Source organism: Caballeronia cordobensis (assembly GCF_001544575.2).
Classification (GTDB): domain Bacteria; phylum Pseudomonadota; class Gammaproteobacteria; order Burkholderiales; family Burkholderiaceae; genus Caballeronia; species Caballeronia cordobensis.
Genome location: NZ_FCNY02000046.1, coordinates 1 through 14,335, shown reverse-complemented (window position 1 = coordinate 14,335; position 14,335 = coordinate 1). Strand labels below are relative to the sequence as shown.

Genomic DNA, 14,335 nt, shown 5'->3' with positions numbered 1-14,335 from the left:
CCCGCGCCGACACCGTTCCGCAATCTGATCGCGCACACGCGACTCAACACGAGTCAGGAAGCACACGAGCGTTTCTTTCGCGACATGCTCGCCGACGTCGCCGAACCCACCTTGCCGTTCGGTCTGACCGAAGTGCATCGCGATGGCAGTCACATCGAGCAGACACGTCTGGCGTTGCCTGTAGCGCTGAACGACCGATTGCGCACGCAGGCGCGCACACTCGGCGTGAGTCTCGCGAGTCTGTGCCATCTCGCGTGGGCGCGCGTGCTGGCTGCGCTCAGCGCGCAGCGGCAAGTCGTGTTCGGCACGGTGCTATTCGGCCGCATGCACGCGGGTGCGAATGCGGATCACGCGCTTGGCTTGTACATCAACTCATTACCTGTCTGCCTGAACGTCGATGCTACCTCTGTGATCGACAGCGTTCGACACACGCATGCACGCCTGAGCGCGTTGCTCGCGCACGAACACGCGCCGCTCGCGCTGGCGCAACGATGCAGCAACGTGCCCGCCTCGACGCCGCTGTTCAGTGCGCTGTTGAATTATCGGCATAACGCGATGCAGCGCGGACATGCGTGGGAAGGATTCGAAGTCGTCGGATTCGAAGAACGCACCCACTATCCGCTTACGCTCTCGATCGACGACAACGGCGCTTCGTTGACATTGAGCGCGCAAGTCGCCGCGCCTGTGAGCGCGGAGCGCGTCGGCGCATACATGCAACAGGCACTCGACAGCCTTGTCGAAGCGCTCGAATCTGCGCCCGCCATGCCGGTCGATCAGCTCGATATCCTGCCGCACGACGAACGCGCGATGCTCATCGAAACGTTCAACGATACGACGCGTCCGTTTTCCGAACATCGATGCATTCACCAGTTGTTCGAAGATCAGGTGCGCCGCACGCCCGATGCCGTCGCGCTCGTCTTCGCCGATACGTCGCTGACCTATTCGGCTCTAAATGCACGCGCCAATCGGCTCGCGCATCGGCTGATCTCGCTCGGCGTCACGCCTGACACACCGGTTGCGCTGTGCGTCGAGCGCAGCGTGGAAATGGTCATCAGCCTGCTTGCGATTCTGAAGTCCGGCGGCGCGTATGTGCCGCTCGATCCGGACTATCCGCGCGCGCGGCTCTCGAACATCCTGCATGACGCTGCGCCGCTTCTGCTGATCGCCGACGCTGCCGGTCGAAACGCGCTCGGCGACACGAGTTCGCATACTAGGCTCGATCCGCGCACGCCGCTCGCGCTATCCACGGACGATCCGCGCATTCCCGAACTGACGTCGCGCAATCTGGCGTATGTCATCTACACGTCGGGATCGACCGGCGCACCCAAGGGCGCGCTCAACGAGCATCGCGCGCTCGTCAATCGGTTGAGCTGGATGCAGCGTGCCTATCGGCTGAAAGGCGACGATGCCGTATTGCAGAAGACGCCATTCGGTTTCGACGTTTCGGTCTGGGAATTCTTCTGGACACTGCTCAACGGCGCGACGCTCGTCATGGCGCCGCCCGGCGCACAGCGCGATCCCATTCGTATCGCCGAGTTGGTCTGCAAGCATCGCATTACCGTTGCTCACTTCGTTCCGTCGATGCTTGCGAGCTTCGTTCAGACGGCGGAAGCCGCGCAATGCACGACGCTGCGCCGCCTGATCACGAGCGGCGAAGCGTTAAGCGCGCCGTTGATCGGACAGTTGCAGCAGACGCTTCCCGATGTGTGTCTCGCTAATTTGTATGGGCCCACGGAAGCGGCCATCGATGTCACCGCCTGGGACTGCCCGCAGTCTTTCAACGATGCAGTCGTGCCCATCGGCAGGCCGATCGACAATACGAGCATCTATCTGCTCGATGCCGCGCGCCGGCCCGTGCCAATGGGCGCGACCGGCGAGATTTACATTGGTGGCGCGGGCGTTGCGCGCGGCTACCTGAATCGGCCTGAACTTACCGCCGAGCGTTTCCTCGCCGATCCGTACAGCGACGAAACCGACGCACGCATGTATCGCACCGGCGATCTCGCGCGCTATCTCCCCGATGGCAACATCGCATTTCTCGGGCGCAACGATCATCAGGTGAAGATTCGCGGCTTTCGCATCGAGTGCGGCGAGATAGAAGCGGCGCTGGCATCGCATGACGCGGTTCGCGAGGCGGTTGTCATCGCCCGAGAAGAGCGTCTGGTGGCCTACGTGACCACGAAGGTGGACGTGATCGCCGCAACTTTGCGCATGTATCTCGCCGCGCGCCTGCCCGACTACATGGTGCCCGCTGCGTTCGTCATCATCGATTCTCTGCCGCTCACGCCCAACGGCAAGCTCGATCGAAACGCACTGCCCGCACCCGCCGGCGACGCCTTCGTTCAGCGCGACTACGCTGCGCCACAAGGCGACACGGAAACTACGCTCGCCGCGCTGTGGAGCGAACTGCTCGGCATCGGGCGCATCGGTCGCCACGATCATTTCTTCGAACTCGGCGGCCACTCGCTGATGGCCGTCACGCTCATCGCGCGTCTGAAACAAGCGGGTTTGTGCGCAGATGTACGCACGTTGTTCGATACGCCTGTATTGAGCGATCTCGCCGCAAAGCTCGATAAAAAGGAGCATACGAACGAAGTCGTCGTACCTGAGAATCTCATCACGGCACAAACAAGAACCTTGACGCCGCAGATGCTCCCGCTCATCGACCTGAACGATGACGACATCGCGCGGATCATCGAGCGCGTGCCGGGCGGCCTGGCGAACGTTCAAGACATTTACGCGCTCTCGCCACTACAGGAAGGCATGCTGTTCCACTATCTGCTGGACACGCAGGGCGATCCGTACTTCATGATCGCGCGACTGGCGTTCGATGATCGCAGCGTGCTCGACGCCTATCTGGACGCCGTGCGTCAGGCGATCCGGCGTCATGACATCCTGCGCACCGCGTTCATCTGGGAAGGACTCTCGACGCCCGCACAAGTCGTGTGGCGCGACGCGCCGCTTTCGGTGAAGGAAGTCGAACTCACAGTCACCGACGAACCCGCGATCGAGCAACTCGCCCGTCATTTCGATGCGCGCACCGAGCGTCTCGATCTCACGCGAGCGCCCTTGCTGCGCTTCGTCGTCGCGCGCGAACCGGGCACCGGACGCTGGCTCGCATTGCAACTGCTTCATCATCTGATCGACGACGCCACCTCGCTGCGACTGCTGTTCGCGGAGATTCATGCGTTCATGGCTGATCGCGGACACACGCTGCCAGCGCCGATGCCCTTTCGCAATCTGGTGGCGCAAGCGCGCCTGGGCATAAGCCAGGAAGAACACGAACGCTTTTTCCGCGACATGCTCGCGGGCGTCACCGAGCCGACGCTGCCGTTCGGCCTCACCGAAGTGCGTCACGACGGCAGGCTCACCGCCGAAGCCGATTCGCGTTTGCCCGATGCCCTCCAGGCGCGTCTGCGAACACAAGCCCGCAGACGCGGCGTGAGTCTCGCCAGCTTGTGCCACCTTGCGTGGGCGCGCGTGCTGGCAGCCGCCAGCGGCCAGCAGCAGGTCGTGTTCGGCACGGTGCTGTTCGGCCGCATGCACGCCGGCGCGGGCGCGGATCATGCGCTCGGCTTGTTCGTCAACTCCTTGCCGGTCTGCCTGAATATCGATGCAAGCAGCGTAGGCGACAGCGTGCGCGACACGCACGCGCGCCTGAGCGCGCTGCTCGCGCACGAGCACGCGCCGCTCACGCTCGCTCAACGCGCAAGCACGCTTCCCGCAGCCACACCGCTCTTCAGCGCACTGCTGAACTGCCGCAACAACGCCGCGCTGGCCACCGATCCGCAGCAACGGCCCGAAAGCTGGCGAGGCGTGCAGATCCTCGATTTCGAGGAACGCACGAACTATCCGCTCACGTTGTCGATCGACGACGACGGCAACTCGTTGGCATTGAACGCGCAGGTCGTTGCGCCCATCGCGCCGGAACGCGTCTGCGGTTACATGCAGCAAGCGCTCGAAAGTCTCGTCCAGGCGCTCGAAAGCGCGCCCGACACGCCCGTCGGCAAGCTCGACATCCTGCCGCGCGACGAACACATCCTGTTGCTGGAACGCTTCAACGACACGGCTGCATCGATCGCGGACCATCGGTGCATCCACCAGTTCTTTGAAGCGCAGGCCGCGCGCAATCCGGATGCGACCGCCGTCGTGCTCGACGACACATCGCTGACCTACGCTGCGCTGAACGCGCGCGCGAATCGACTCGCCCATCGACTGATTCGCCTGGGCGTAACGCCCGACACGCGAGTCGCCCTGTGCATGGATCGCAGCATCGAACTGATGATCGCCTTGCTGGCGATTCTCAAGGCCGGCGGCGCCTATGTGCCGCTCGATCCGGCGTATCCCGGCGACAGGCTCGCCTTCATCCTGAATGACGCCGCCCCGGCTTTGCTCATCACCGATGCTGCGGGCCGCGCCGCGCTCGGCGATACCGGCGCGCTCCCCGTGATCGATCCGTACGCAACGTCCGACGAACCCGCGCACGATCCGCTCATCGACGGACTCATATCGCAACATCTCGCCTACATCATCTACACATCGGGTTCCACCGGCACGCCCAAAGGCGTCATGGTCGAACATCGGCAAGTGGTGCGACTGCTCGATTCGACTCGCGATACGTTCGGCTTCGACGATCGCGATGTCTGGTGCCTGTTCCACTCGTTCGCGTTCGACTTTTCCGTCTGGGAAATCTGGGGCGCGTGGCGCTTCGGCGGCAAGCTGGTGATCGTGCCGCGCGACATCGCACGCTCGGCGCCGGATTTCATGCGCCTCGCCGGACGACACGGCGTTACCGTACTCAACCAGACGCCGAGCGCTTTCAAGGCGTTGATCGACGCCGACGCCCACGGTCAGCGCGATGACCTCGCCTCGCTTCGCTACGTGATCTTCGGCGGCGAAGCGCTGGAGCCTTCGATGCTGCGCGCGTGGTACGAGCGGCATGCCGAGCGCGCGCCGCAACTCGTCAATATGTACGGCATCACGGAAACGACCGTGCACGTGACGTGTCGCATGCTCGGCCTCGCCGACTGCGATCGCTCCGGCAGTCCGATCGGCAAGCGGATTGCCGATCTGAAGCTCTATCTGCTCGACGCCGAAGGGCAACCCGTGCCGCTCGGCGCGTCCGGCGAACTCTACGTCGGCGGCGCGGGCGTGGCGCGCGGTTATCTGAACCGGCCGGAACTGACCGCCGCGCGCTTTCTCGACGACCGCTTCAGCAACGAGCCCGGCGCGCGCATGTATCGGACCGGCGACCTCGCGCGCTATACGCCCGATGGCGACCTCGAGTTCCTGGGACGCAACGATCATCAAGTGAAGATTCGCGGCTTTCGCATCGAGTGCGGCGAGATCGAAGCGGCGCTCCAGCGCTTGCCGCAGGTCGCGCAAGCCGCCGTCATCGCGCGCGAGGACACGCCCGGCAACCGGCAACTCGTCGCGTATGTCGTGCCGAGCGAAGGCCAGCCGGCGCGCGACGTGTCGAACGAGTCGACGTGCGTGAACGAATGGCAGCACATCTACGATGCCCTTTACCGCGACGATGACGCCACTGCCTTCGGCGACGACTTCCGCGGCTGGGCCAGCAGCTATACACAGCAGCCGATCGCGCTCGATGACATGCGCAGCTGGCGCAAGGCGACGGTGGACCGCATCCGCGCGCTCGCACCGCGCCGCGTGCTGGAAATCGGCGTGGGCAGCGGGCTGATCCTGTCGCAACTGGCGCCCTTTTGCGAGACTTACCACGCAACCGACCTGTCCGCGGAAACCGTTCGCAAGCTGCGTCGTCAGTTGCAAACACAGCCCGAATGGGCCGCACGCGTTCAATTGCGCGCGCAGCCCGCGCATGATTTCAGCGGGCTTCCCGCCGGATACTTCGATACGGTGATCCTGAATTCGGTGATCCAGTATTTCCCGACCACGGCCTATCTGCTCGATGTCGTCGAACAGGCGCTGAAGCTGCTCGTTCCGGGCGGTGCGCTTTTTATCGGCGATATCCGCAATCTCGACTTGTTGCGCTGTTTCATCGGCGTGACGGAGCTGTGCAAGTCGCCTCGTCTCGGCTGCGATGAACTGCGCCGGCACATCGAATCGAGCATCGCCGCCGACAAGGAACTGCTGCTCGCGCCCGAGTTTTTCGCGCGGCTGCCGCAGCATCTTCCGGACATCGGCGCGGTCGATATTCAGGTCAAGCGCGGCGATTATTCGAACGAACTGAGCCGGTATCGCTACGACGTGGTCCTGCACAAATCGCCTGTTTCCGACGTGCGCGATCTGCGGGAAGTGCGCGCGGTCGAATGGCGCGACATCGGAAACATGCAACGCCTGCGCGCCGTATTGCGCGACGAAAAGGCCGATGCGCTGCGCGTCACGTGCATGCCGGATGCGCGGCTATTGCCCGATCTGCTCGCGTGGCAGGCGCTGCAAGGCGGCGACGAACCGGCATCGGTGCATGACGCGCACGCGAACTGGCAATGGCCCGGCGACATTCCGCGCATCGGCCAGCTCGAAGCGCTGGCGGCCGAAGCCGGCCGCGATCTCGGCATCACCTGGGGTGCCTTGCAAGGCACGCTCGACATCGTTTTCTGGAACGCGTCCTCCCATGCGAATCACTAATCTTTTCGTGCCCACTGGCACGCCGCGCACGCTGAAGGCCTGCGCACGAGACTCGCTGCACGTCTCTCCCGCGATGCTGCGTCAGACGCTCGCCGGCTCGCTACCCGACTACATGGTGCCGTCGGCGATCATGGTGCTCGATGCGCTGCCGCTCACGCCCAACGGCAAGCTCGACCGAAGCGCGCTGCCCGCGCCGATCGCCGCATCGATCGCCGGCCGGTCGCCGACGACCGCGACCGAGCACGCGCTCGCGACGCTCTACGGCGAGTTGCTCGGACACGCCTCGGTTTCCATCGACGACGATTTCTTCGCGCTCGGCGGACATTCCCTGCTCGCCGTGCGCCTGATACATCGCATTCGCGACGCGTTCGACATCGACCTGCCGATGAGCGCCCTCTTCGAGACGGCCGATATCGCGCGGCTGAGCGTCGTCATCGATACGCGTCGCCGGCAACCGGCCGCCGCGCTTCCCGACATCGCTCCGCTGGCGCGCGACGCCAGCCTCCCGCTATCGTTCGCCCAGCAGCGCCTGTGGTTTCTCGAACAGCTCGACGACATCGGCGCGGCTTATCACATGCCTGTCGCGCTGCGTCTGCGGGGTTCGCTCGATCGAAGCGCGCTGCTGCACGCCCTCGACACGCTATTCGTCCGGCACGATGCGTTGCGCTCGACCTTCGCCGCCATCGACGGCGAGCCGCGTGTCCGATTGCTGCCGCCAGAAACCGCGTTGCCGCTCACCGAACACGACTTGCGCGGCGTCGCCGGTCAGCCGGCCGCGCTCGCGCAGTTGTGCCATGCCCACGCTCACGCGCCCTTCGATCTCGAACGCGGCCCGCTGCTGCGCGCCGGATTGATCCGCCTCGCCGACGACGAACACGTGTTCCTGCTCACCCAGCATCACATCGTTTCCGATGGCTGGTCGTGCGGCGTGCTCGCCCGCGAGCTGAGCGCGCTGTACCGCGCTTATGCGGCTCATCGGCCCGATCCGCTTCAGCCGCTCGCCATCCAGTACCCCGACTACGCGGCGTGGCAACGCGCATGGCTCGACGGCGAACGTCTCGCCACACAAGAGACCTACTGGCGCGACACACTCGCCCACGCGCCCGCCCTCCTTGCGCTGCCGACCGACCGTGCGCGTCCCGCGCTGCAATCGTTCGACGGCGCGAGCGTGCCGATACGGCTCGATGCGGAACTCGCGCAGTCGCTGAAACGTGTGGGTCATCGTCACGGCTGCACGCTTTTCATGACGTTGATCGCCGCGTGGTCGATCGTGCTTGCGCGCTTGTCCGGCCAGCAGGATCTGGTTATCGGCACGCCCGTTGCGAACCGTCGTCATCCGCAGACGGAAGCGCTGATCGGCTTTTTCGCCAACACGCTCGCGCTGCGCATCGATCTGATGCGCAACCCGAGCGTGGCGACGCTGCTCGAACGCGTCCGTGCCGCCGCGCTGGCCGCGCAGGATCATCAGGATTTGCCGTTCGAGCGGGTTGTCGAGCTCGTGCAGCCGCCGCGCCAGCTCGATCACACGCCGCTCTTCCAGGTCATCTTCGCCTGGCAGAACGATGACGTGAGCCAGTTCTCATTCCCTGGCCTCGACGTCGCGCTCGAACCGGACGCATGGGAACGCGTCAAGTTCGATCTGGAGCTGTCGCTTGGCGAAACCGATGGCGTCATCGCCGGCAAGCTGGCTTACGCGACGGCGCTCTTCGACCGCGAGAGCGCCGCGCGGCATCGCGATTATCTGCTGGCCGTCCTGCGTGCGATGGCCGCCGATGCGGGCCAGCCGGTCGAAACGATCGACATGCTGAGCGCCGCCGAACGCACGCGGCTGATCGACACGTGGAACGACACCGCCGCGCCGCTCGACACGCAGCAATGCACTCACGAACTGTTCGAGCAGCAGGTTCGACGCACGCCCGATGCCATCGCGCTCGTGTCCGAAGACGAGTCGCTGACCTACGATGAACTGAACGCCCGCGCGAACCGGCTCGCTCATCGGCTGATCGCGTCCGGCGTCCGGCCCGATGCGCATGTTGCGCTCTGCATGGCGCGCTCGCCCGCGATGGTCACCGCACAGCTTGCCATTCTCAAGGCGGGCGGCGCGTACGTGCCGCTCGATCCGGCCGCTCCGGCCGCGCGGCTCGCGTACCTCCTGCGCGACACCGATCCTGTCCTGCTCCTCGTCGATGAAACCGGACGCCACGCGCTCGGCGACGCGGCACCGCGGGACCTGCCGACGCTCGACGCGGAAGCGATCATCGACGCCGAGCCTTGCCGCGGCGATCCGCGCGTGCCCGGACTCAGTCCCGCGCATCTCGCCTACGTGATCCACACGTCCGGCTCGACGGGCCAGCCGAAAGGCGTGATGGTCGAGCACAGGCAGTTGTGCAATCTGATCGCGTGGCATCAATGCGCCTTCGACGTGCGCGCGGGTAGCCGCAGCGCCGTGACCGCCGGCATCGCATTCGATGCGTCCGTGTGGGAAACCTGGGCGCCGCTTTGCGCGGGCGGCACGCTGCTGCTGCCTCCCGCGCGTTGCCAGGATCCGGCGACGCTGCTCGCGTGGTGGCGGCAACAAGCGCTCGACGTCACCTTTCTCGTCACGCCGCTCGCCGAGCTCGCGATGTCCGACGGCGCGCCCGATCCGGCGCTGCGCCGGCTGCTTATCGGTGGCGACCGTCTGCGGCAATGGCCCGATGCCGTGCGCGACGATCTTGCGCTTGTCAACAACTACGGTCCGACGGAGGCGACGGTGGTCGCGGCCTCGGGCACGCTTCGGAAAGACCGGCTGGCGTGCATCGGCAAGCCGATCGCGAACGCGCGCATCTATCTGCTCGATGCGCACGGTCAACCCGTGCCGCAAGGCTCGACGGGCGAAATCTACATTGGTGGCGCGGGCGTCGCGCGCGGCTATCTGAACCGGCCCGATCTGACCGCGTCGCGTTTTCTCGACGATCCGTTCAGCGCCGTGCCCGGCGCGCGCATGTATCGCACCGGCGATCTCGCGCGCCATCTTCCGGACGGCAACATCGAGTTTCGCGGGCGCAACGATCAGCAAGTCAAGATTCGCGGCTTTCGCGTCGAGTGCGGCGAGATCGAGGTGGGTCTTGCCGCGCATCCGCTGGTGCGCGAGGCGGTCGTCATCGCCCACGACGATGGCCGCGGCGCTCAACGCCTGATTGCTTATGTCACGGCATCGGGCGCGAAGTGCGCATGCGCGGGCGACCTGCGCGCGCATCTGAGGGCGCGCCTGCCGGACTACATGGTGCCTGCCGCCTTCATTCGGCTCGAAACGTTGCCGCTCACACCGAACGGCAAGGTCGACCTTCGAGCGCTGCCGTCGCCCGGCCTCGACGCCTACGCGTGCGAGACCTACGAGGCTCCGCGCAACGCGACGGAAGCCGCGCTCGCCGAAGTGTGGGCGACGGTGCTCAGCGTCGATCGAATCGGCCGGCATGATCATTTCTTCGAACTCGGCGGTCACTCGCTGCTCGCCGTCCAGGTCGTCCATCTGGCGAGGGAGCGCGGACTCGTGCTCGCCGTGCAGGACGTTTTCGCGCACCCGGTGCTGGACGCGCTGGCCCGGCGGATCGAAACGAATGCCGGCGAAACGGAGTGCAAGGGGCCGATTCCGGTTCGTCGCGCGGGCAGCGAAGCGCCGATTTTTTTCGTTCCTTCGGGGCTCGGCGACTATTCGTACGTCTTCGAACTGGCCCGCGACATCGAGATCGATGCGCCGGTCTACGCGCTGCCCTGGGAATGCATCGACGCGTCGTCATGCACGTCCATCGAGGACATGGCTTTGCGGATGGTCTCGATGATCAAGTCCGTTCAGCCCGACGGACTCTATCGGATAGTGGGGTATTCGTCGGGCGGGATTTTGGCGTATGGAATCGCTCAGCGCCTGCTCGACATAGGGCAAAGCGTTTCATTCGTCGGGCTGATCGATGCCGTCGCGCCTTCTGCGTTGCCGGGCAAGTATCGCGATCCCCGGCGCTTGCTGTCGAGCATGATCGCGAGCCATCATGCCGGCGCGCGGCCTGACACCGGTTTGCAAACGCGCAGCGAAGAATGTTCGCTCAAAGACGTCGTCATGCAATGCCGTTCTGCGGGCCTGTTGTCCTCGCACGAGGATGACGATGAGCTGATCGGCAGGGTGGAGCGCGCGAGTCGTTACGCTGAAGCAGCGTGCGCTTATCGTCCCCGCGAGCTTCCGGTCAAGATCTGCCAATTCCATGCATCCGAAGCACGAAGCACGTGCTATCTCGAAGATGCGGACATCGGGTATCTTCCGCCTGATCGGGGATGGAAAAGCTTGGCGTCCGATATCGGCCTCGTTGCCATACCCGGCGGTCACGACACGATGATGAGTCGGCCCGAATTCCGTCTCGTCCTTGCCGCTGAGTTGTCGCGGGTCATCGCGGGTGAGCGGACCGTGCATGACTGATTTCGGAACTGGAGCAGACCAATGCGGGGCGAGCGCACGACGAGCGACCGCTTTCGGGGGCGGATCGAAGCGATAGCCCGGCGACTTTCGCGATCACCGTCCACGATCTGTCGGGAGACTAAGCTAACACGCCGCGAGCCGGCCATCGCGCCAGCCATGCCGACCAGCTTGCATGGGATCGATCCCTGGACCCCCATGTTTGCGAACTGGTCGCGCACCGGTTGCTGGCTCATAACATCGCGATAGTGGGTTCGCGTTAGTGGCCCCCATGGTTGAGAATATTCTGTAGATCATGTATGCCAACAGGCTTGACCAGGTGATGAGCAAACCCGGCGGCCTCAGACTTTATTCTGTCCTCTTCTTGGCCATATCCAGTGTGAGCGACAAACACAGCACCTTGGCTGCCAGGCGAAGCCCGCAGATGGCGTGCTAGCTCGTATCCACCCATACTTGGAAGGCCTATGTCAAGGACGCATATGTCGAACGTCTCTTTCTTGGCCCGAGCGAGAGCGCCTGGTGCATCGTGCTCGATCGCGACTTCGTTGCCCATGATGTCCAGCACCATCCCCAAGGCCTCAGCGACTTCAACGTTGTCGTCCACGAGCAATACTCGCCGTCGCTTGTGCTTGATGGGCGGTTGCTCAAAGGCGAGGTTCGCTGGCGCAGCCTGCGTCTCGCCTAGCATTAGAGGAAGCCTAACCTCCAGTGTGCTGCCACTTCCACGTCCCGCGCTTGTCGCGACGACGTTCCCGCCGTGCTGCTCGACCATGCTTTTGACGAGGGCAAGCCCTAACCCGAGACCGCCTTCCTTGCGTTCACTAGTCCGCTGGCCTTGCTGGAACAAATCAAAGGCCGTGCGCAACAACTCTGACTCCATGCCGATGCCATTGTCCCGGACTGTCGTGACGACACTCCCCGACGAACACCGAACGCTAAGCTCGATACGGCCACCGTCCGGGGTGTACTTCGCGGCGTTGTTCAAAAGGTTGCTCAGAACCTGTACGAGTCGGTTATGGTCACCCAAAACACAGACGACCTTGTCTGGCATATCGACGGTCAAGCGATGCCTGCGTACATCGATGAGCGGGCGGACTTGCTCAACAGAGTCTTCGACGACCTGCCTGAAATCAATGTTGCGTTTATCGAGCGCGATGAGTCCTTGCGTGACACGTGATACCTCGAGCAAGTCATCGATAAGGCTCATGACGTGGACAATCTGCCGACGAATCATAGTCCCGACGCGATCCACTTGCGCTGGGTCAGTGCTGAGCTCAGGAAGCAGCTCTGCTCCGGCGCGAATCGGAACGAGCGGGTTGCGCAGTTCGTGCGCGAGCATTGCAAGAAATTCGTCCTTGCGTTGATGAGCCTCTCGCAGTTCCTGCTCGGCCAAAACCTTTTCATGAATATCGGTGTTCGAGCCCACCCACTTAAGCATGTCCGCTTGAGTGTCACGAACGAGGGCGGCACGCGCCAGCGTCCAGCGGTACTCCCCGGAACGATGCCTGACACGAAACATCGCTTCGTAGGGCTCCTTTGCCGCCACACTGCGGCTCCACGCCTGCTCCGCGCTTGCGAGGTCTTCAGGATGAACGAAATTCTTCCAATCTTGACCTTCCGCCGCTCTCTGCGCTGCTCCTGAGAAATCGTAAAAGTGTTGGTTGTGGTAGTCCAGTTGTCCGTCTGCTCGCGCCGTCCAGACCATCTGAGGTAGCGCATCGGTCACCATCCGAAACTTCTCTTCGCCAAGTCGCCACGCCTGAGCGTCTTCCGTCATTCTCTGAAGCGCGTTAGTCGTAAGGTCCAGCGCGGCGCCTCGCCTAGAAGCTTCAGCTTCGCTTCTGCCGAGCTCGGCAGTGAGCGCGCGTGACTGCTCTCTGAGCGCCTCGTTTGCTTTTTGGCTCAACATGAATTCAGTGACATTTTCAACGCGATGGAGGACATAGAGCAGCCGTCCGTCACGTGCGATAACCGGGGCGTTCACCGGGCTCCAATAGCGGAAGGCGAATCCGCCCCTGTCTCTGTCAGGGACGTCGTATCGCTGAATAGCCATTGTGTGCGGCTTTTTTGTGGCTACCACGTACTTGAGCGATGCGTGCAAATTCGTGGTGGCGTCAGCCTCCGGCGCAGCCGGATTGTCCGGGAAGACGTCGAAAAGAGCCCGCCCGACGATTTCGTTCCTGACCGTCAACGTCTCCTTGAGATATGCGTCAGTGACGCCTGCTATCGTAAAAGCGTCATCGGGCCACAAAATCAGCATCGGAGTGGGGGTCGCTTCGACGATGAGCTGCAAATGCTCATCAGGCACCGGGTTTTGACTGTCCATGGCGCAGAGCCCAACGGATAACGGGCCATTATAGGACTGTTACGCATGCGCAACACCGCCACCATCAGTGAATGGTTCTAGCTCCACTTGGTGACAGTTGCGCGCAACGCCTGCGTCATCCGTGGCGAGCTCGAAATTGGGCACTTCCCGGCTTGCAATCGCGAGCAACAGGGTGAGCACCGCGGCCGACGCCGCGAGCGAGCGAATTCGAGATGCCATGGATGTCACGAGACACGGGGTGAGATCGGCCGCGAAGCGTATCGGCCGAGTGCGCAAGTTGGCACGTGTTCTCGTTTACGGCAAATCCTCCACGAACGTGACGAACCCTCGTCAGGCCCACCCGCTGTGGCTCAGGCCGTGGCTCAGGCCGTGGCCGTTTGCGATTCTCAAATCCTAAGGAAGTACGCTTTGATGCCGATAAGAAGGCATGAAACGCACGCCGCCCTCGAACACGAGCGCTTACGAATTACTGAAGACCGACGCGGAACTCGCGCATTTGCGCATTCTCGTCGACTCCGAAGTCCACAATGTAAGCCCTGTCTTCCCGCTGAGTTACTGGCGTAGCCGGGTCGTGCACATTCTGGAAACCCGACACTTGTTTCCGGCACAACTGGCAATCGCGTCGGCATTGATGGACTTGATTGAATGTGCTGACGGCGTCGACCGCTTGCATTAGAGAGTTGAGTGACGGAGTCGAGTCCTCCGCGCGGCTGCGGACCTCGAGTTACTCATTTGGCTCTTCTATATTCGGATTCTCCGCCCGTTGTCAAACCTGCGTGGGCAGCGCATTTCAATTCCCGCTACAACCGAGTCTCAGTCGGCGCATCTGGCCGTCGAACGGGCTGTTCCCGCGCGTTGCCCGGCTTGGCCTCCGTGCCACTGCTGCCACCCGAAGGCGTATCGCCCGACGGCGGCGGCATGTTCTTCGGCGGACGCGGCGGACGATCCGCCATGAT

At 63.6% G+C, this 14,335-nt stretch carries 4 protein-coding genes and 1 pseudogene; 4 read left to right on the top strand and 1 reads right to left on the bottom strand.

Features of this window, described 5'->3' with window-relative positions; translation table 11 throughout:
• The 3 genes and pseudogenes from AWB70_RS37710 to AWB70_RS39795 all read left to right on the top strand — a co-directional run.
• A partial coding sequence (locus AWB70_RS37710) for a non-ribosomal peptide synthetase (protein WP_143281750.1) occupies positions 1 to 6,609 on the top strand: 6,609 nt, incomplete at its 5' end.
• Positions 6,610 to 6,685: 76 nt separating this feature from the next.
• A pseudogene (locus AWB70_RS39800) lies at positions 6,686 to 8,428 on the top strand (condensation domain-containing protein); the annotation flags it as partial.
• The gene (locus AWB70_RS39795; RefSeq protein ID WP_445344321.1) at positions 8,411 to 11,056 is read left to right on the top strand and encodes a non-ribosomal peptide synthetase; all 2,646 of its coding nucleotides are present in this window, start codon (positions 8,411 to 8,413) and stop codon (positions 11,054 to 11,056) included. The pseudogene AWB70_RS39800 and the gene AWB70_RS39795, both read left to right, overlap by 18 nt.
• A 256-nt stretch (positions 11,057 to 11,312) precedes the next feature.
• On the opposite strand, the gene AWB70_RS37700 is transcribed toward AWB70_RS39795, so the two are convergent.
• On the bottom strand, positions 11,313 to 13,379 hold the full coding sequence (locus tag AWB70_RS37700) for a PAS domain-containing hybrid sensor histidine kinase/response regulator (RefSeq protein ID WP_053568890.1): 2,067 nt from the start codon (positions 13,377 to 13,379) through the stop codon (positions 11,313 to 11,315).
• A gap of 427 nt (positions 13,380 to 13,806) precedes the next feature.
• Between AWB70_RS37700 and AWB70_RS37690 the strand changes: the two genes are divergently transcribed.
• A complete protein-coding gene (locus AWB70_RS37690; protein ID WP_045453051.1) occupies positions 13,807 to 14,055 on the top strand; it encodes a hypothetical protein in 249 nt (82 codons plus the stop codon).
• Positions 14,056 to 14,335: the final 280 nt, after the last annotated feature.

Excerpts from the sequence above, each read along its gene's own strand:
- AWB70_RS39795 (WP_445344321.1), top strand. The coding sequence starts at position 8,411 with ATGCTGAGCGCCGCCGAACGCACGCGGCTGATCGACACGTGGAACGAC.
- AWB70_RS37700 (WP_053568890.1), bottom strand. The coding sequence starts at position 13,379 with ATGGACAGTCAAAACCCGGTGCCTGATGAGCATTTGCAGCTCATCGTC.
- AWB70_RS37690 (WP_045453051.1), top strand. The coding sequence starts at position 13,807 with ATGAAACGCACGCCGCCCTCGAACACGAGCGCTTACGAATTACTGAAG.